This window comes from Afipia massiliensis (genome assembly GCF_014203115.1).
GTDB lineage: Bacteria > Pseudomonadota > Alphaproteobacteria > Rhizobiales > Xanthobacteraceae > Afipia > Afipia massiliensis.
Genome location: NZ_JACHIJ010000001.1, coordinates 304,843 through 322,389 on the forward strand (window position 1 = coordinate 304,843; position 17,547 = coordinate 322,389).

Annotated in this window: 20 protein-coding genes; 3 read left to right on the forward strand and 17 right to left on the reverse strand. The window is 59.0% G+C overall.

Features of this window, described 5'->3' with window-relative positions; translation table 11 throughout:
• Positions 1–3: 3 nt before the first annotated feature.
• Positions 4–768 carry a pyrroloquinoline-quinone synthase PqqC gene (gene pqqC / locus HNQ36_RS01375; protein WP_184082168.1) on the reverse strand — a complete coding sequence of 255 codons (765 nt, stop codon included), beginning with the start codon at positions 766–768 and terminating at the stop codon, positions 4–6.
• Positions 765–1,685: a pyrroloquinoline quinone biosynthesis protein PqqB gene (gene pqqB, locus HNQ36_RS01380; RefSeq protein ID WP_184082752.1), complete on the reverse strand. Its 921-nt coding sequence runs from the start codon at positions 1,683–1,685 to the stop codon at positions 765–767. The genes pqqC and pqqB overlap by 4 nt, the downstream gene beginning before the upstream one ends.
• Before the next feature lie 32 nt (positions 1,686–1,717).
• Here pqqB and HNQ36_RS01385 point away from each other — a divergent pair, with 32 nt between their 5' ends.
• Positions 1,718–1,870: a hypothetical protein gene (locus tag HNQ36_RS01385; RefSeq protein WP_184082796.1), complete on the forward strand. Its 153-nt coding sequence runs from the start codon at positions 1,718–1,720 to the stop codon at positions 1,868–1,870.
• Here the strand turns inward: HNQ36_RS01385 and pqqA are convergent.
• On the reverse strand, positions 1,839–1,919 hold the full coding sequence (gene pqqA, locus HNQ36_RS01390; RefSeq protein ID WP_040426128.1) for a pyrroloquinoline quinone precursor peptide PqqA: 81 nt from the start codon (positions 1,917–1,919) through the stop codon (positions 1,839–1,841). The two genes, HNQ36_RS01385 and pqqA, sit on opposite strands and share 32 nt — an antisense overlap.
• Positions 1,920–2,261: 342 nt before the next feature.
• Between pqqA and HNQ36_RS01395 the strand changes: the two genes are divergently transcribed.
• Positions 2,262–2,582, forward strand: coding sequence for a hypothetical protein (locus tag HNQ36_RS01395; RefSeq protein ID WP_184082169.1), 321 nt, complete (start codon positions 2,262–2,264; stop codon positions 2,580–2,582).
• A gap of 44 nt (positions 2,583–2,626) precedes the next feature.
• On the opposite strand, the gene phoB is transcribed toward HNQ36_RS01395, so the two are convergent.
• From phoB to HNQ36_RS01445, 10 genes are all read right to left on the reverse strand, one after another.
• Positions 2,627–3,328 carry a phosphate regulon transcriptional regulator PhoB gene (gene phoB / locus HNQ36_RS01400; protein WP_046830036.1) on the reverse strand — a complete coding sequence of 234 codons (702 nt, stop codon included), beginning with the start codon at positions 3,326–3,328 and terminating at the stop codon, positions 2,627–2,629.
• Positions 3,329–3,352: 24 nt separating this feature from the next.
• On the reverse strand, positions 3,353–4,069 hold the full coding sequence (gene phoU, locus HNQ36_RS01405; protein ID WP_184082170.1) for a phosphate signaling complex protein PhoU: 717 nt from the start codon (positions 4,067–4,069) through the stop codon (positions 3,353–3,355).
• Positions 4,070–4,095: 26 nt separating this feature from the next.
• Positions 4,096–4,920 carry a phosphate ABC transporter ATP-binding protein PstB gene (gene pstB / locus HNQ36_RS01410; RefSeq protein WP_184082171.1) on the reverse strand — a complete coding sequence of 275 codons (825 nt, stop codon included), beginning with the start codon at positions 4,918–4,920 and terminating at the stop codon, positions 4,096–4,098.
• Entirely contained in the window at positions 4,917–5,762 is an 846-nt protein-coding gene (pstA, locus tag HNQ36_RS01415) for a phosphate ABC transporter permease PstA (protein WP_184082172.1), read from the reverse strand. Before pstA ends, pstB begins: the two co-directional genes overlap by 4 nt.
• 1 nt (position 5,763) lies before the next feature.
• Positions 5,764–6,753, reverse strand: a complete 990-nt coding sequence (pstC, locus tag HNQ36_RS01420; protein WP_184082753.1) for a phosphate ABC transporter permease subunit PstC — start codon at positions 6,751–6,753, stop codon at positions 5,764–5,766.
• A gap of 122 nt (positions 6,754–6,875) precedes the next feature.
• Positions 6,876–7,886: a phosphate ABC transporter substrate-binding protein PstS gene (gene pstS / locus HNQ36_RS01425; protein WP_184082173.1), complete on the reverse strand. Its 1,011-nt coding sequence runs from the start codon at positions 7,884–7,886 to the stop codon at positions 6,876–6,878.
• 483 nt (positions 7,887–8,369) lie between these two features.
• Complete coding sequence (gene fdhF / locus HNQ36_RS01430; RefSeq protein WP_184082174.1) at positions 8,370–11,135, reverse strand: formate dehydrogenase subunit alpha; 2,766 nt, start codon at positions 11,133–11,135, stop codon at positions 8,370–8,372.
• Positions 11,132–12,841, reverse strand: coding sequence for an NADH-ubiquinone oxidoreductase-F iron-sulfur binding region domain-containing protein (locus tag HNQ36_RS01435; RefSeq protein ID WP_184082175.1), 1,710 nt, complete (start codon positions 12,839–12,841; stop codon positions 11,132–11,134). Before HNQ36_RS01435 ends, fdhF begins: the two co-directional genes overlap by 4 nt.
• Positions 12,842–13,016: 175 nt before the next feature.
• The gene (locus HNQ36_RS01440; protein WP_184082176.1) at positions 13,017–13,403 is read right to left on the reverse strand and encodes a gamma-butyrobetaine hydroxylase family protein; all 387 of its coding nucleotides are present in this window, start codon (positions 13,401–13,403) and stop codon (positions 13,017–13,019) included.
• On the reverse strand, positions 13,400–13,639 hold the full coding sequence (locus HNQ36_RS01445) for a sulfurtransferase TusA family protein (RefSeq protein WP_184082177.1): 240 nt from the start codon (positions 13,637–13,639) through the stop codon (positions 13,400–13,402). The genes HNQ36_RS01440 and HNQ36_RS01445 overlap by 4 nt, the downstream gene beginning before the upstream one ends.
• Before the next feature lie 90 nt (positions 13,640–13,729).
• Between HNQ36_RS01445 and HNQ36_RS01450 the strand changes: the two genes are divergently transcribed.
• Positions 13,730–13,975 (forward strand): hypothetical protein, encoded by a 246-nt coding sequence (locus tag HNQ36_RS01450; protein ID WP_184082797.1) that lies wholly within the window; start codon positions 13,730–13,732, stop codon positions 13,973–13,975.
• A 7-nt stretch (positions 13,976–13,982) separates the two neighbouring features.
• Here the strand turns inward: HNQ36_RS01450 and HNQ36_RS01455 are convergent, their stop codons facing one another.
• The 4 genes from HNQ36_RS01455 to fdh3B all read right to left on the reverse strand — a co-directional run bounded on the left by HNQ36_RS01455 (position 13,983) and on the right by fdh3B (position 17,536).
• Complete coding sequence (locus HNQ36_RS01455) at positions 13,983–15,236, reverse strand: molybdopterin molybdotransferase MoeA (protein WP_184082178.1); 1,254 nt, start codon at positions 15,234–15,236, stop codon at positions 13,983–13,985.
• 6 nt (positions 15,237–15,242) lie between these two features.
• On the reverse strand, positions 15,243–15,770 hold the full coding sequence (mobB, locus tag HNQ36_RS01460; protein ID WP_184082179.1) for a molybdopterin-guanine dinucleotide biosynthesis protein B: 528 nt from the start codon (positions 15,768–15,770) through the stop codon (positions 15,243–15,245).
• 83 nt (positions 15,771–15,853) lie between these two features.
• Positions 15,854–16,864: a formate dehydrogenase subunit gamma gene (locus HNQ36_RS01465; protein ID WP_184082754.1), complete on the reverse strand. Its 1,011-nt coding sequence runs from the start codon at positions 16,862–16,864 to the stop codon at positions 15,854–15,856.
• Between the two features lie 75 nt (positions 16,865–16,939).
• Positions 16,940–17,536, reverse strand: coding sequence for a formate dehydrogenase FDH3 subunit beta (gene fdh3B, locus HNQ36_RS01470; protein WP_028348819.1), 597 nt, complete (start codon positions 17,534–17,536; stop codon positions 16,940–16,942).
• Positions 17,537–17,547 lie beyond the last annotated feature (11 nt).

Here is a 17,547-nt window from a genome sequence, read left to right on the forward strand (position 1 = left end):
CCATCAGCCCTTCTCCGGCACAAAAGCGCCCGGCGGAACGTGGCCATCGACATAGGCGTGATAAAGCGCATCGAGCTGGACCCAGAGCACGTTGGTCTTAAAGATCAGTGCATTGCACACGGCCTCACGTTCTTCCGGCGTTTTTGCATGCTTCCTGACGAAATCGAGGGCGAAATTGGCATCGCGCGGTGCCTGCTCCATACGACGCTTGAAATAGCTCATGATGTTCGGGTTGATGAAGTCGTAATGCGCCAACATCCCCGAAATGCGCTCTTCGTGCAGGTTCGGCGCAAACAACTCGGTCAGAGACGACGCAATAGCCTCGAGCGGCGTCCGGTCGCGGACAAAATGGACGTAGGCGTCCACAGCAAAGCGCGTTGCCGGGAGAATTCCCTCGGCGGATTCGACGTAGGCGCTGTCGAGACCTAGCCCTTCAGTCAGCTTCAGCCAGCGTTCGATCCCACCCTCGGTGTCCACATCGCCGTCGTGATCTTCGATGCGGTGCCGCCATTCCAGCCTGATGTTGCGATCACGGAACCGCGAGATCACCACCGCATCCTTGATTGGAATGGAACTTTGATAATAGTAGCGATTAAGAGCCCAGGCCTGCACCTGCCCTTTGTTGAGCTTGCCGCCATGCAACAACCGGTGGAACGGATGCAGGTTGTGATAACGCGTGGCGCCGATGCCTCGAAGCGCGGTCTCAAGTTCGTCCGCTGTCGCAAGCGGCGTTCCGGTCTTCAGTGCAAACACACTCGTCGCGATCAAGTGGTGATCTCCGCTCCGTCCGAAGGAATTTGCCAGCCCGCACGCTCGGCCGCCTGACGTTCGGCGGAGCCCGGAAGCAAAACCGGATTTGAATTATTGATATGCAGGAAAATCTTGCGGGCAATGCCGAGGTCCGCGAACGCAGCTATCGCGCCGTCCTCGCCGGACATTGCCATGTGGCCCATTCGCTGCCCCGTCTTGGCGCCAAGGCCTGCAGCGATCAGTTCGTCGTCACGCCACAGCGTTCCATCGAAGAAAATCAGTGGAGCCCCTTGAAGGCGTTGCTTCAACTCAGGGGTGAGCGCAGCGCAGGCAGCGAGAAAATACAGGTGCTCCCCGCTTCGCTTGTCGGAAATCCGCAGACCCAGTGTATCCCCGGAGTCGTCGCTGCTGCTTTCGCCTTCAAGATACCACGCCCGCTTCCCCGGCACGGCGAATGGAAGAACCTCGAGGCCAGAGAGAGAGCCGTCGGAAAGTTTCGGTTCAAACGCCACGTCAAACTCGATCGGCTCGCGCCGCACGCGCTTCTCGTCGAGCACGTTGAAGATGCTGTTCGACTTGAGAATGGAGAGTACCCGCTGATGAGCATAGATGGCGAATGGCCAGCCTTCGCGAAGCGATAGCAGCCCGGCTACAGCATCTACCTCGCCATTGGTCAGAATGACGCCGGCAATGGGACTATGCCGCAACTGATCTGTCTTGGGATGAAGTTGGGGAGTCGCTATCACCTGCTGACGCAGGTCCGGCGAGGCATTCACCAGAAACCAGTGCTCCCCGTCTGCGCTAATGGCGATGGAAGCCTGTGTCGCGCGCAGTTCCGGGCGCCCATCGCGCGCCGCCCGGCAGATTTCACAATTGCAATTCCATTGCGGAACGCCCCCGCCCGCCGCAGCTCCAAGAACGACGACGCGCATCAGACTCCGCCCTCGATTCAATCACAGGATTAGTGATGGCAGAATTCAACGCCACAGACGCCAACAACCCGGCCTCGCACAGGAACACCTCTTCCTTCAAGGAATTCCTGGCGCAAACCGGATCGCTTTACTGCGAACCTGATAGCGAGATGCGGCCTATTTTCGTGCCGCGCAGGCGTACATATTGATTTCCATGCCCACTGGCACTTCGACAATCCTAGGGGTCTTCCAGGCCATTTTGGTCTCCTTGCCCATTGTGGACGCGACTTTGAATCCTCGTCCGTGACAAAGCTAACATGGAGCTTCCGAACCGTGCCATTGAATTTCAGACACCAACGCCACAAGTTTGTGACCTAGTCGGCCGCGTGTGCAGCGCACCAATGCTCAATCCTTTCTCGCGGCGATGCAAAAAACTGCACCTTCGCGAAAAAGCGCTTTACGCGGATACCTGTCTCTCTCAACCTGTCGTCAATAACGACGCCGCAACGGCGCGATTCTTCAGCCTTCCGAGCCGAGGGACGGACGACTCTGTAGTGACAGGGAGGGAATCCACTGAGCTTACCCCGCGCACGCATCAAAATGTCCGATGCGGATATCGTCAGCCGGTTCGAACGGCTCGGTTACAAACTCGCCATCGATCAGATCGCCTTCACATCGGAAAGCGTCGAGGGCTTCTACGACGCGCGGGAAACACTCTGGACAGGTGTAGGTACGGTCAAGATCTATGAGGAAGGCGGATTGCTTCTTGTTGAAAAAGCACAGCCGCGCGCAGGCCAGCCCTCGCGCGACATCGCGGTCATCAGCCTCGGACATGCGCGTGCTGTGATGGGCGTCCTCAAACCGGACAAGTCAGCGGAGTTGCCGCGGTATGCCGGGCGCATGGAATTGTCCGAACGTTAGAACGGATCATCTTCGCGCGCCAATCGACGGCTCTCAGCCTGACGCTATTCCGCCTTGGCAAATCGATCGTCGAGCGCGTAGCCCGCGCCGCGAACGGTACGGATCGGATCGGATTCCCGACCGAGGTTCAGAAGCTTCCGCAGTCGCCCGATGTGGACGTCTACGGTACGCTCGTCGATATAGATGTCGCGTCCCCACACGCCGTCGAGCAACTGCTCGCGGCTGAACACGCGTCCCGGATGCTCAAGGAAGAATTCAAGCAGTCGATATTCGGTCGGTCCGAGATCGATCGGGCGACCCGAGCGAGCAACGCGGCGTCTATCCCGATCCAGTTCGATGTCGCCGAATGCGAGCACCGTGGCCAAGCGCTCAGGACTGGCACGCCGCAAAAGGCCCTTCACGCGTGCGAGCAATTCCGGAACCGAGAACGGTTTCACGATGTAATCGTCCGCACCAGTTGCAAGTCCTCTCACCCGTTCGCTTTCCTCGCCGCGCGCAGTCAGCATGATGATTGGAATCTGCTTGGTCTCGGGGCGCGCACGCAACCGGCGGCATAGCTCAATCCCGGACAGGCCCGGAAGCATCCAGTCGAGGACGATGAGATCGGGAACGTGCTCCTTGAGCCGTGTATCCGCATCGTCGCCACGTGCAACCGTTTCGACGTCGTAGCCCTCGGCATCAAGGTTGTAGCGAAGCAGCGTGGTCAGCGCTTCTTCGTCCTCGACCACAAGAATTCGGGCGCTCATGCTCGATCCTTCAATTGAGACATATTAACTTCCAGACGCAGCCGCTGCAAAGTTCGTCATATCGCCCTTCGGGCGCTGATCGATCATCTGCTGGCCTTCGATCATATAGAATACCGTCTCGGCGATATTGGTCGCGTGATCGCCAATCCGCTCGATGTTCTTGGCGCAGAACATTAAATGGATACAGAAGCCGATGTTGCGCGGATCTTCCATCATGTAGGTCAGGAGTTCACGGAACAGCGAGGTGCAAATCGCATCGACTTCCTCGTCGCCCTTCCAGACCACCATGGCGGCAGGCAGATCATGTGCCGCGTAGGCATCGAGCACAGATTTCACCTGCGACTGCACGAGGTCGGTCATATGCTCCAGGCCGCGGATCAATTTCAGCGGATGAAAATCACTATCGAGCGCCGCAACGCGCTTACCGATATTCTTGGACAGGTCGCCGATGCGCTCGAGATCAGTCGCTACACGCATGGAGCTGACGATCTCACGCAAGTCGACCGCCATCGGCTGACGGCGCGCAATCGTCAGAACCGCCCGCTCCTCGATCAAATGCTGCAGCTTGTCGATGTCGAGGTCTGCGGCGACGACACGCTTGCCAAGCGCAACGTCGCGCCGGATTAGAGCGTCAACGGAATCGACGATCTGCCGTTCAGCCAGGCCGCCCATCTCGGCGACAAGCCGATTGAGCTCCTGAAGGTCTTCATCGAACGCCTTGGCGGTGTGATCTGAACCCATGGTATGTTTCTCCCGCGAAATGCGCGTCAGCCGAAGCGGCCGGTGATGTAGTCTTGCGTGCGCCGATCGGTCGGCGAGGTGAATATCTTGTTGGTGTCGTCGAACTCGATCAGTTCGCCAAGATACATGAACGCGGTCTTGTCCGACACACGCGCCGCCTGCTGCATATTATGCGTTACGATGGCGATCGTGTAGTCTTCCTTCAGCTCCTGGATCAGTTCCTCGATCTTCGCGGTCGAGATCGGATCAAGTGCTGAGCAAGGCTCATCGAACAGGATCACCTCAGGGCGAACCGCAACGGTGCGCGCGATGCACAGGCGTTGCTGCTGCCCGCCCGACAGACTGAGACCGCTGGCATTCAGCTTGTCCTTGACCTCGTTCCACAGCGCTCCGCCTTTCAGCGCGGCCTCGACGCGACCGTCCATTTCCGACTTCGAGATCTTCTCATAAAGCCTGATGCCGAACGCGATGTTCTCGTAGATCGTCATCGGAAACGGCGTCGGCTTCTGGAACACCATTCCGATCCGGGCGCGCAACAGATTGAGATCGAGCTTCGGATCGAGAATGTTGGTCGTGTCCAACATCAGCCGGCCCACGGCCTTCTGACCCGGATAGAGGTCGTACATGCGGTTGAAAATCCGCAGCAAAGTCGATTTACCGCAGCCCGACGGACCGATGAAAGCGGTGACCCGGTTCTCGCCGAGCACGAGATTGATGTTCTTCAGGGCGTGATGCTCGCCATAATAGAAATTCAGATCCCGCGCCGTGACTTTAGCTCGCGCATCCGCTTGGACAACTCCCGGTACGTGCCCACGCGGAAGATCAACACTCACTGAAAGCTGTTCGCTCATTTCGATGTCCTCTCGGCGCCAAGAATGCGCGCGCCAATGTTAAGGGCAAGTACGGTCAAGGTGATCAGCAGAGCCCCGGTCCATGCGAGCTGCTTCCAATATTCGTATGGGCTCTGGACGAAGTTGTTGATGGTCACCGGCAGATTAGCCATCGTCTTGGTAAGATCTAGGCTGAAGAACTGGTTGCTGAGCGCGGTGAACAGCAACGGTGCGGTTTCACCGGCGACGCGTGCAGTCGCCAGCAGGACGCCGGTGATCAGGCCTGCGCGCGCAGCGCGATAAGCGATGCGCTTGATGACCAATGAACGCGGCAAGCCAAGCGCGGACGCTGCTTCACGCAGCGGGTTCGGCACCAGGCCGAGCATATCCTCGGTTGTGCGCACCACCACCGGAATCACGATCACGGCAAGCGCCAGCGTGCCGGCCAGCGCCGAGAAGCCGCCCATCGGGATAACGATAGCGCCGTAGACAAATAGACCGATGATGATCGACGGTGCGCTCAACAAAATATCGTTGATGAAGCGGATCACCGACGTCAACCGATCGTGCTTGCCGTACTCTGCGAGATACGTGCCGGCGAACAGCCCGATCGGCGCGCCGATGCCGACGCCGAGCACCGTCATGATGGCCGAGCCGACAATGGCGTTGAGCAATCCCCCCTGACTTGAACCTGGAGGTGGAGTGTTCTCGGTGAAGACACCAAGGTGCAGACCCGCCAAGCCATTATAGAACAGCGTGAACAGGATCAGCGCAAGCCAAGTGACGCCGAATATTGCGGCGCCGAGGCACAGGAATCGGATGACAACGTCGAAGCGGCGGCGGGATGCGTAAATCGGGTTCATGTTATTTCCCCGCCTTGTTTTGGAGACGCATCAGCATCAACCGCGCAGCCGCCAGCACGAAGAACGTGAGCACGAACAACAGCAGACCGAGCAGAATGAGGCCGGACTGATGAAGGCCATCGCTTTCGGCAAATTCGCTGGCGATAGCCGCTGAAATTGTCGTGCCGGGTGCAAAGACCGACGAAGATATCCGGAATGAGTTTCCGATGATGAAAGTGACAGCCATCGTCTCGCCAAGGGCGCGGCCGAGCGCCAGCATAATGCCGCCGATCACGCCGACCTTGGTATAAGGGATCACGACGTTGCGGACGACTTCCCATGTGGTGCAACCGACGCCATAGGCGGCTTCCTTCAGCACCGGCGGCACCGTCTTGAACACGTCGACCGAAATCGCGGTGATGAACGGAAGCACCATGATCGCGAGGATCAGCGCGGCATTGAACAGGCTGAGATACGACGGCGGACCCGCGAAGATCGAGCCAAGAACAGGAACCCCGTCAAACATCCGGATCATGAAGGGCTGGAACGTATCGGCCATAAAGGGCCCCAATACAAAGAAACCCCACATGCCGTAGATGATCGATGGAATGCCCGCGAGCAGTTCGACTGCGAGGCCGATCGGACGGCGCAACCACTGCGGACAAAGCTCGGTCAGGAAGATCGCAATGCCGATACCGACCGGGATGGCGATCATCATCGCGATCACCGACGTCACCAGCGTGCCATAGATCGGGCCAAGCGCGCCGAGAACCGGTGGATCCGCGGACGGCGCCCAGCGCTGCGTCCACAGGAATGCAAATCCATACTCCTTCATTGCTGGCCACGCGCCCGCGATGAGGGAAAGAATAATTCCGCCAAGAATGAGAAGAACCGCGAGCGCGCAGGCCCGAGTGGTCCAGTAGAATGCCTTGTCGCCGAATTTGAATGCGCTGAGCGCCTTCGCGCGATCGTAAGGTCCGGCTTCTTCTATCGAGGTGCTCTGAACGGCCATCTCTGCCACGCTCGTCCCCTGTCCCATTCATTCTAGTTGAAGTCTGCCGGCCACACACGTCTGGCGCCGGTCGCCGTCAAAGAAACCGGAGGAGAGGCTGGCCTCTCCTCCGGAACACTTGCTTAGCTCTTGATGTCGGCTGACCAGGTCTTTTCGATCTGCTTGACCACAGAATCCGGCATCGGGATGTAGTCGAGCTCTTCGGCAAGCTTGTCGCCCTTCTCGAACGCCCAAGTGAAGAACTTGATTGCTTCCGCAGACGCAGCCTTGTCGACCGGAGTCTTGTACATGAGGATGAAGGTCGCGCCGGTGATGGGCCACGAAGCTTCGCCCGGCTGGTCGGTCAGGATCACGTAGTAATTCTTGGAGCCTACCCAATCGGCATTGGAGGCGGCCGCCTGGAACGACGCAACGGTCGGCTGAACGGTCTTGCCGGCCTTGTTGATCACCCCACCGTAGGTCAGCTTGTTCTGCTTGGCATAGGCATACTCGACGTAGCCAATCGAGTTCTTGGTCTGGCTGACGTTGCCAGCAACGCCTTCGTTACCCTTGGCGCCAACGCCCGTGGGCCATTCAACCGCAGTTCCAGCGCCTACTTTTGCTTTCCACTCAGTGTTCACCTTCGAGAGGTAATCCGTCCAGATAAACGTGGTGCCAGAACCGTCCGAACGGCGGACCACGGTGATGGCGTCGGACGGCAGCTTCAGCTTCGGATTAAGCTTGGCAATCGCGGGATCATTCCAAGTCTTAACCTTGCCGAGATAGATATCGCCGAGCAGTTCGCCCGAGAACACCAGCTCGCCCGGCTTGATGCCTTCGAGATTCACGACAGGAACCAAAGCGCCCATCGCCTGAGGCCACTGAATGAGGCCATCCTTCTCAAGTTGCTCAGGCTTGAGCGGCATATCGCTTGCACCGAAGGTTACGGTCTTGGCCTGGATCTGCTTGATGCCGGCGCCGGAACCGATCGACTGATAGTTCAGGCCATTGCCGGTCTCTTTCTTGTAGGCGTCAGCCCATTTCGAATAGAGCGGGAACGGGAACGTCGCACCCGCACCGGTGATGTCGGCGGCAAATGCCGAAGTCGATGCGGCGACAAGGCCAGCAACGACGGCTGTTTTGATGAAATTCACTGGGTCTCTCCATCGTGTGAGCGGGTGCACAATCATCGGAGATTGCTTCCCGAGGCCGTCTCTTTAGAGGTCCGGCATAGAGCTTTTATGGAGGTTGGATGACAGTCATGTGACACCCTGTGACAGCACAGGATACCGCTGAATTAATTCGCGTATCGCATTGATACGTCTTATGAAATTCGACTTGAACCTCCCCACTCAAAACCTAAGCGGAAGGATTTTTTAACCACTGTGAAGTCCCGCGCGCGGTCCAATTCATCCCGACGCGCCCGCGCTATATCGAAGCACTGGAGTGGAATCGGAGAGTGGGAAGCGCGTCGTCGGCGGATATCGCATGGCGCATCCGCGAGATCCGGCACGAACTCGCCCAGACGGTACGATCAACCGCCAAGTTACACGAACAGCGCTATTTGCCCTCGCGGCATGCGTTCAGACGGGTGACGAAGGCCGCCTCCGTGCCTTGCATCACGAGGCGACGGCCTCCTACTCCGCCGCAGTGCGAATTTCTGCGCGCTCCACACGCACAGCGCAGAACTTGAACTCCGGAATTTTCCCGAACGGATCAAGCGCGGGATTGGTCAGCAGGTTCGCTGCCGCCTCCGCGTAACAGAACGGCATGAACACCATGTTTTCGGGAACGTCGCGGTCGGACCGAATCTTGACCTCGATAGCGCCACGTCGGGTTTCCAGCTTTATGAAATCGCCCGGCCATACGTTTATGCGCCGCATATCCTTCGGCGACATGAAAGCGACGGCCTCGGGTTCGATGCTATCGAGCACTTCAGACCGGCGTGTCATCGAACCGGTGTGCCAGTGTTCAAGCACGCGGCCAGTGGACAGCACCATCGGATATTCGTCGTCGGGAATCTCGTCCGGCGCCGTGACGCGCGCCGGCACGATCTTGCCGCGGCCGCTTTCGGTCGGGAAGCCGGTGGTGAAAATGATCTCATTGCCAGCCTTGAACGGATCGTCGACCGGATATGTCACTGCACCTTCGCGCTCAAGCCGTTCCCACGTGATGTTCTTCAGCGACGGCATCACATAGGTCATCTCGGTGAACACATCGGCAGGACCGCTGTAATTCCAGTCGAGCCCCATACGCTTGGCGATTTCCTGAATGATCCACAAATCCTGACGGGCATCGCCCGGCGGTTTGATGACCTGGCGTGCGATCTGCACGCGACGATCGGTGTTGGTGAACGAGCCTTCCTTTTCGGCGAATGCCGATGCCGGCAATATCACGTCGGCGTGGAACGCAGTTTCAGTCACAAAGAGATCCTGCACCACCAGATGCTCCAGCATAGCCAAGGCCTGGCGTGCGTGCTGCAAATCGGGGTCTGACATCGCGGGATTCTCACCCTCAATGTACATGCCGGTAATGTCACCTGCATGGATTGCGTCCATGATCTCGACAACGGTCAATCCGCGGACCGGATCAATCTCCTGATGCCAGAGTTTCTCGAACGGCTTGCGCAGATCAACACGGCCCACCGGCTGATAATCCGGCAGGAACATGGGGATGAGACCTGCATCCGATGCGCCTTGCACATTGTTCTGACCGCGTAGCGGGTGCAGCCCCGTGCCGGGACGTCCGATTTGTCCTGTGGTCAGCGCAAGTGCGATCAGGCATCGCGCGTTGTCTGTGCCATGGACATGCTGGCTAACGCCCATGCCCCAGAAGATGATCGACGACTTCGCCTTCGCATACATGCGAGCGACTTCGCGCAACGTCTCGGCGGGAACACCGCAGATCGGCTCCATCTTCTCCGGCGGGAATTCCTTGATCTTCTCCTTGAGGTCGTCGAATCCCTCGGTGTAGCCGGCGATATACTGCGCGTCGGTCAAACCCTCGGTGACAATCGTGTGCAGCATCGCGTTCAGCATCGCGACATCGCTACCGGGTTTGAATTGCAGATGCATGGTGGCATGGCGGGACAATGCTTGCCGGCGCGGGTCCATGACGATCAGCTTTGCGCCCTTCTTCGCTGCGTTCTTGATATAGGTCGCCGCGACTGGATGATTGACCGTCGGATTGGCCCCAATGACAATAATCACTTCCGCGTCTGCCGCTGCGGAGAATGGCGCCGACACTGCACCCGAATTCAGGCCCTCCATCAGGGCTGCAACCGACGACGCGTGACAAAGTCGCGTACAATGATCCACGTTGTTCGAGCCAAAGCCAGTGCGGACCAATTTCTGGAACAGATAGGCTTCCTCGTTAGAGCCCTTTGCCGATCCGAAACCTGCCAGCGCCTTGACGCCCTTGGTGTCGCGAATTTTGGCAAGGCCCTTGGCGGCGATATCGAGAGCTTCTTCCCACGACGCTTCGCGGAAGTGCGTGAACGGGTTAGCCGGATCGACCTGATCTCTGGCGTCCTTCTTGGCATTCGGCAATCGGACCAGCGGCTTCGTGATCCGGTGAGGATGATGAATGTAGTCGAAACCAAAGCGCCCCTTCACGCAAAGACGGTTGTGGTTGGCAGGACCATCGCGTCCCTCGGCATAGACGATCTTCTCGTCCTTGACCTGATACTCGACCTGACAACCGACGCCGCAGAACGGACAGAGTGAATCCACCTTCTTGTCGGGATAAACCGTGCGGGTCTGGTTGGCGTCGAGATACGCGGACGGCATCAGCGCGCCTGTCGGACATGCCTGTACGCATTCGCCACATGCGACGCAGGTCGACTCGCCCATCGGGTCGTCAAAGTCGAACACAATCTTGGCATCATGGTTGCGGTAGGCCATGCCGATAACATCGTTGACCTGTACTTCACGGCAAGCCCGCACGCACAGCCCACACTGGATGCAGGCGTCGAGATTGACGCTCATCGCCGGATGGCTGCTGTCCCCCGCCCAGCGATCATTGGCCGGGAAACGGCTTTCGGTAACTTCAACCTTGTCAGCCCAGTTCCAGAACTTGGAGTCTGGGTCGTGCGATGTCTCGCGTGCCGGCTGGTCGGCGACGAGCAACTCCATCACCATCTTGCGGGCGGAAACCGCGCGCGCACTCGCGGACTTCACCTTCATGCCGACGTTCGGCATACGCTTGCAGGAGGCGGCAAGCACACGCTCGCCTTCAATTTCCATCATGCATACGCGGCAATTGCCGTCGGCGCGATAGTCTGGCTCCGGCGAGTAACACAGGTGCGGAATTTCCGTCCCTTCACGTTTGGCGACCTGCCAGATCGACTCGCCCGGCTGGGCCTCGACTATTTTCCCGTCCAGCTCAAATTGGATCTTGGTCATTCTGCGGCTTCCTTGGGCGCAAATTCCTCGGGAAAATATTTGATGACGGTGGTCAGCGGGTTTGAAGCCGCCTGCCCCAGACCGCAAATCGATGCATCACGCATCGCTTGACTCAATTCATCGAGCAGATCGCGGTTCCACACGCGCTGTTCCATCAGCGTCGCCGCCTTCTGCGTTCCGACGCGGCATGGCGTACACTGGCCACAACTCTCATCCTCGAAGAAGCGCATCAGGTTTAGCGCAGCATCCTTCACCTCATCCTTGTCGGACAGGATGACCACCGCCGCGGAACCGATAAAGCAGCCGTACTTTTCCAGCGTGCCGAAATCGAGGGGGATGTTGTCCATCGACGCCGGCAGGATGCCACCCGAGGCGCCGCCCGGCAGATACGCGTGAAACGTATGCCCATCGGCCATGCCGCCGCAGAACTCGTCGATCAGTTCACGCACCGTGACACCTGCCGGCGCGAGCTTCATGCCGGGATTCTTGACGCGGCCGGAAACCGAATAACTCCGTAGGCCCTGACGTTCGTTGCGGCCCTGCGATTTCCACCAGTCTCCGCCCTTCTCAACGATGTCGCGTACCCACCACAGCGTTTCGATGTTGTTGATCAGGGTCGGCAGGCCGAACAGGCCGACCTGGAACGGATACGGCGGCTTGTGGCGCGGCAGTCCGCGCTTGCCTTCGATGCTCTCGAGCAGTGCGGATTCTTCGCCGCAAATGTACGCGCCTGCACCACGGCGCAGATGCAGTTTTGGACCGCCGGGCGGCAGTTTCTTGATTTCGCGTTCGATGATTTCGCGCGACGCTGGATACTCGTCGCGCAGATAGATGTAGACATCAGGCGCTTCGACGACATGCGCGCCGATCAGCATGCCTTCGATAAAGCGATGTGGATCGGTTTCGAGATAATAGCGATCCTTGAAAGTCCCCGGTTCGCCTTCGTCGCCGTTGATCGCCATCAGGCGAGGCCCCGGCTCGCCAAGCACGGCGCGCCACTTGCGGCCGGTGGGGAAACCTGCGCCGCCAAGGCCGCGCAGCGACGCGTCATCGAGCGCCTTCAGCAAATCCTCTTTTGTCATCGCACCGGAGCGCAACTTCGTCAGCAGCGCGTAGCCACCCTTGGCAACGTAGGAGTCGTAATCGATGTACTTCGGCAGATGCGCGTGGGTGTCGCCGCTTTTCGCCGCGGCCAGAACGCTCTCAACGCTCGCATGATCGACGAAATTATGCCCCACCTCCGCAGCCGGCGCTGTGTCGCAGCGCCCGACGCAAGGCGCGCGCACGACACGCACGCCGGGGCCAGCGCTCTTCTTCAACTCACTCAGCAGCGTCTCCGCGCCGAGCATCGCGCAGGTGAGAGAATCGCAAACGCGGATGGTCAGCGGCGGAAGATCGGGCTGGCCTTCTTTGACCACGTCGAAATGCGCGTAGAAGGTCGCGGTTTCGAACACCTCCGAGAAAGCCAGTTTCATCGAGTCGGCAAGCGCTGCCAGATGCGCCGCTGAAATCTGACTGTACCTGTCCTGGATCAGATGGAGGTGCTCGATCAGCAGGTCGCGCTCCCGGGAGCGACCTTCGAGCAAAATCTCAATTTCTTCAGCGGCTTGCGGGTCAATCTGTCGACCTTTGGGCGTCGATTTTGCCCGCCGTCGGCCTTCACCAGGGTGTTCGAATGGCTGAACCTTTTGGACGTTATGATGCATTCGAATGTCTCTTCCCAAGGTCTTCGAACCCCGGACGATAGTATCTGGCATTCAATATGCCAAGAATTATTCCAAGGTTACGCAATGACGCCGATTGCTACCCTTTTGCGCAATATGAAATGGAATTCCGGAGCTACCGCCGGCCGACGCCACGGCTATGGACACGTGCAGGCCGTTAACGGATTCCGGGCTTGTCGCGGTCCAGCTGCTTGGCAGCCAGATCATCAAGATAGTTTTGAAAGCGACCTTCGGCATTGGTTCCGAGATCATGCAGGAATGCCCAAGAGTAAATTCCGGTGTTGTGCATGTCGTCGAAACCGATCCGCACCGCATAGTTGCCGACGGCATCCACGGATAGAATCGCGACGTTACGCTTGCCGCCGACAGTTTTTCGCTCCGCTTCGGAATGTCCCTGCACCTCGGCCGAAGGGCTGGTCACGCGCAGCAGTTCGGCGGAGAGATTGAAGACCTTGCCATCATCGAAGGCGACAGTCAGAGAGTGCCTGTCTTTCGCAAGCCGGATTTCCACCGGCCACGCCGGCGAAGTTTCCGGGCCGGTCAAGCGGATGCTCCATCCGCCTTCTCGATCATGAACACGATTCGTTGTTCGGCGCGTTCGATGATCTCAACGCGATCACCGGTTTCCCGGATCAGATTGGGAATATCGATGACGGACAACGGATCGGTGCAATGCACCTCCAGCCGATCGCCTGCGATCAACGCTTTCAACGCCTTTCGCGTCTTCAATACCGGCAGCGGGCATTTAAGCCCCGTTAGATCGAGCTTGGTCATAGCCATGCCTCTCAATGGCGGAGGCCATGCGTATCGTCAACCGGTGCCTTAGCCATCTCTTGCAGTGCATCATTTTCACCCCCATGAGTCCAAGACATGCGACGCGAGCGCGACAATCGATTGCTTGCTTTGCCCGATTCCGACGCCCAAAATGTATGGGGAACAAATGATTTGCTGGGGAATGCCATGAGAGTATTTATCGCGGCGTTGCTGTTTGCCGGAATTGCCGCCGCCGGCACGTCAATCATCCTGAACGCTTTCCAAGAGCCTGGCTATGTCGCGTTCACGACCAGCGGAGCCCGCGTCGGCGACCCCGGCCACAACCTGGTCGGGCCAGGCTGATCTGGCGCTAGACCAGACTTGAATAGTCCAGAAACCCAACCATCTGGCCGGGCTCAACCGTTGTGACCTCTTCACCGAGTTCGACCAATCCGTCGGTGTCCACCAGTGATGAGAGAAGGCCCGCGCCTTCGCGCGGAAATTTTACCGCCTCCAGTGCCCCCTCACCTTTGCGTAAACTGACCCGCACGTACTCGCGGCGACCGATCTTCTTTTTGTAACTAAAGGCAGCGCGCACCGGCAGCGGTACGGGCCTTTTTTGCATTGTGCCAGCCAGCGCCAGAACTGTCGGGCGGACCACGTAGGTGAAAGTCACAAAGCTTGCCACGGGGTTGCCCGGCAGCCCTATAAATGGCGTGCCGCCGATGATGCCCATCGCCACCGGGCGGCCCGGCTTGATCGCCATGCGCCAAAGCACCAGCGTCCCAACGCTCTCGACCGCGGCCTTGACGTGATCCTCTTCGCCGGTGGAAACGCCACCGGAAGTGAGGATGAGATCGTGACTGCCAGCGGCTTCTTTCAACGCTGATGCAAGGGAGGTGCGATCATCGCGCAAAATGCCGAGATCGCTGACCTCGCAACCAAGCCGCTTCAGCATTGCCGTCATCATGAAGCGATTCGAGTCGAAGAGTTGCGCAGCACCGCGCGGCGCACCGGGCGAGACCACCTCATTGCCGGTCGAAAACACGGCAATGCGCAGCCGACGCTTCACCTCAATGCGCGTTAGCCCGAATGCCGCGATCAGCGCGATGTCCTGCGGCCGCAATTGCCGCCCGGCTAGCAGCGCCGAATGCCCAGCAGGAGTATCCTCACCGGCCGGGCGCACATTGGCGCCAGCTTTGAGACCCGGCGGCAGAACGACTTTGCCTGCCGCGTCGACCCGTACGTCCTCCTGCATGAACACAGTATCGGCGCCAGCGGGCATCGGCGCGCCGGTAAAAATGCGGACCGCTTCACCAGCGGCAATGGCAGCCGACGCCGAGGCCCCCGCCTGAATACGCCCGGAGATCGGAAATGCCTGCTCGGTTTCGCGCGGCAGATCCGCGCCGCGCACCGCATATCCATCGACCGCTGAATTGGTGAATGGCGGCAGCGCCAGCGGTGCTTTGATGTCGGTGGCGAGGATGCGGCCATCCGCCTCGGCCAGATCGACCCATTCCGTATCCGTCACGGCATCAATGCGACTGCCAATAATCGAGACAGCTTCATCGACCGACATCATGGGGCCGCCGAATGCGAAGCAGTCATCCGAGAGTTGTGCCATCGGCGATCAGGCTCCTGCGGCCTCATGCGCAAACACATCCTCTATCCGCACCGCCGCCGCCTTTATAATGCGGGCGATGCCGGGAATGTCATCGAGGTGAGCGGTCGGCAGCGTCGTATTCACGGCGATGTCGGCGGCGATACCGACAATGGTCGGGTCTGTAGGAAACATCAGCGGCTTGCCGTTCGCTGCACGATGCACCTCGATCTTGGGGTGCGGGTCCGCCTTGAAGCCTTCAACGATCAGCAAATCCACGCGTGACATCTTTGCCAGCAGTTCGGCCAAGGGAGCTTCCGGCGCGCCGCGCAATTCGTGCATCAATGCCCAGCGACGACCGGAAGAGACCAGCACTTCGGTAGCGCCCGCCTGCCGATGCAGCCACGAGTCCTTGCCCGGAACATCGACGTCAAAATTGCTGTGGGCGTGCTTCATTGTCGAAACGCGCAAGCCCTCGGCGATCAGATGCGGGATAAGGCGCGCAAGCAGCGTCGTTTTGCCTGCCCCGCTCCACCCCGAAAGACCTATCACCCTCATTCCGTACTCCGAAAACTCAAAGGACCGTCCGGCTGTGCCGGACAGTCCCTTTATATAGATATGAGCCTTATCGATAGCTTGAATTATTCGGCGGGCATGGCCCGCGGACTGCCGGTGTCAGGCGCCCGGCCCTTGGCCTGCTCCTCCTCGACCCAGAGCGAGTGGTGCTCCTTGGCCCAATTGAGGTCCACCTCGCCGGTCCCCATCGCATCGAACGCCCCCTCCATACCGACCGAGCCGATATAAATGTGGGCGAGCATGGCGGCGATAAACAGCATGGCAATCACGGCATGGATCACAGTCCAGAACTGCAGTGTCGTGACGTTCGCTGGGATGTAGGGAAACAGCAGGTACCAGCCCGACACGGACATCAGCGCGCCGCCGATAATGACGATCCAGAAGATGCCCTTCTGGCCGGCATTAAAGCGCCTGGCCGGCGGATGCTCGCCATTCTTCAGCATACCGCCGCCCTTCTTGAGCCAATTGAGATCGACCTTTCCGGGAATGTTGTCCTTGATCCAGATCAGGAACATGATCACGAGGCCAAGCATGAACGGGAACGCGAGGTAATTGTGCGCGATCTTGCCCCACGCCGTCATCGTGGAGAATGCCTCAGGCCCGAACAGCGGCAGAATCAGCACACGGCCGAAGCTGATATTGAGGCCCGATAACGCAAGAATGATGAAACAGCTCGCTGTCAGCCAATGCGTGAATCGCTCGAAGCTGGCGAAACGGAGAATCTTGAGACCGGAAAAACCGTGCTCGACCCGGATGCGGCCGCGAACCATCAGGAAGATGGCGAGCAAGGCAACCATGCCGATGATGGCAACGCCGCCGATGATGGGAAGCGTGCTGCGCTGGAAATCGCGCCAGTCTTTCCCGGCAGGCTGGATCAGGCTCGATGCCATCGGATCCGGAATAGTGATCCGGCCCGTGATCTTGTCACCTTCCTTCAGCGCCTTAAGAAGCTGGTCTTCCTGCACGGCGTCTGCGGTAGGCTTGAAAGACAGTTGCGCCGCGGCTGGATGGGCGAACACAAACAGCAGCGCGATGACGGCACATACAGCCTTGAAGTTTGAGAACGAGATCGACATCGGCACGACCTTCCATTTCCAATCAAGAACAACCCCGAGCATGTCCGAAGCAATCAAGGCTTTCGGCATCGTGCCCTAACCGGTCGGTGAATCGCTGTAGGCTGTCTTCCAGCCCCACATGCCCGAGCCGTAACCGCGCTTCATCACGCGCTCTTTGTAAATCTCGGCGATGATAGCGCCATCGCCCGCAAGCAGCGATTTGGTCGAACACATTTCAGCGCAAATCGGCAGCTTGCCCTCGGCAAGACGGTTGGCGCCGTACTTGGCGTACTCGGCTGGCGTGGAATCCGCCTCCGGCCCGCCCGCGCAATAGGTGCACTTATCCATCTTGCCGCGTGAACCGAAGTTTCCGACCTTCGGATATTGCGGTGCGCCGAACGGACAGGCGTAGAAGCAATATCCACAACCGATGCAAAGATCCTTCGAGTGAAGGACGACGCCGTCTGCCGTGGTGTAGAAGCACGACACCGGGCAGACCGCCGCGCAAGGCGCGTCGGTGCAATGCATGCAGGCCATGGACACGGAGCGTTCGCCAGGCTTGCCGTCATTGATGGTGACGACGCGGCGGCGATTGATGCCCCAAGGGACTTCATGTTCGTTCTTGCAGGCTGTCACGCAGGCGTTGCACTCAATGCAACGGTCGGCATCACAAAGAAATTTGACGCGAGCCATCGTTTATTCTC

What these genes read in the sequence shown, in the direction of transcription:
- HNQ36_RS01385 (WP_184082796.1), top strand. Translation starts at nt 1,718, where the DNA reads ATGGCAGAATTCAACGCCACAGACGCCAACAACCCGGCCTCGCACAGG.
- pqqA (WP_040426128.1), bottom strand. Translation starts at nt 1,919, where the DNA reads ATGGCCTGGAAGACCCCTAGGATTGTCGAAGTGCCAGTGGGCATGGAA.
- HNQ36_RS01395 (WP_184082169.1), top strand. Translation starts at nt 2,262, where the DNA reads ATGTCCGATGCGGATATCGTCAGCCGGTTCGAACGGCTCGGTTACAAA.
- phoB (WP_046830036.1), bottom strand. Translation starts at nt 3,328, where the DNA reads ATGAGCGCCCGAATTCTTGTGGTCGAGGACGAAGAAGCGCTGACCACG.
- phoU (WP_184082170.1), bottom strand. Translation starts at nt 4,069, where the DNA reads ATGGGTTCAGATCACACCGCCAAGGCGTTCGATGAAGACCTTCAGGAG.
- pstB (WP_184082171.1), bottom strand. Translation starts at nt 4,920, where the DNA reads ATGAGCGAACAGCTTTCAGTGAGTGTTGATCTTCCGCGTGGGCACGTA.
- pstA (WP_184082172.1), bottom strand. Translation starts at nt 5,762, where the DNA reads ATGAACCCGATTTACGCATCCCGCCGCCGCTTCGACGTTGTCATCCGA.
- pstC (WP_184082753.1), bottom strand. Translation starts at nt 6,753, where the DNA reads ATGGCCGTTCAGAGCACCTCGATAGAAGAAGCCGGACCTTACGATCGC.
- fdhF (WP_184082174.1), bottom strand. Translation starts at nt 11,135, where the DNA reads ATGACCAAGATCCAATTTGAGCTGGACGGGAAAATAGTCGAGGCCCAG.
- HNQ36_RS01435 (WP_184082175.1), bottom strand. Translation starts at nt 12,841, where the DNA reads ATGCATCATAACGTCCAAAAGGTTCAGCCATTCGAACACCCTGGTGAA.
- HNQ36_RS01445 (WP_184082177.1), bottom strand. Translation starts at nt 13,639, where the DNA reads ATGGCTATGACCAAGCTCGATCTAACGGGGCTTAAATGCCCGCTGCCG.
- HNQ36_RS01450 (WP_184082797.1), top strand. Translation starts at nt 13,730, where the DNA reads ATGCGACGCGAGCGCGACAATCGATTGCTTGCTTTGCCCGATTCCGAC.
- HNQ36_RS01455 (WP_184082178.1), bottom strand. Translation starts at nt 15,236, where the DNA reads ATGGCACAACTCTCGGATGACTGCTTCGCATTCGGCGGCCCCATGATG.
- mobB (WP_184082179.1), bottom strand. Translation starts at nt 15,770, where the DNA reads ATGAGGGTGATAGGTCTTTCGGGGTGGAGCGGGGCAGGCAAAACGACG.
- HNQ36_RS01465 (WP_184082754.1), bottom strand. Translation starts at nt 16,864, where the DNA reads ATGTCGATCTCGTTCTCAAACTTCAAGGCTGTATGTGCCGTCATCGCG.
- fdh3B (WP_028348819.1), bottom strand. Translation starts at nt 17,536, where the DNA reads ATGGCTCGCGTCAAATTTCTTTGTGATGCCGACCGTTGCATTGAGTGC.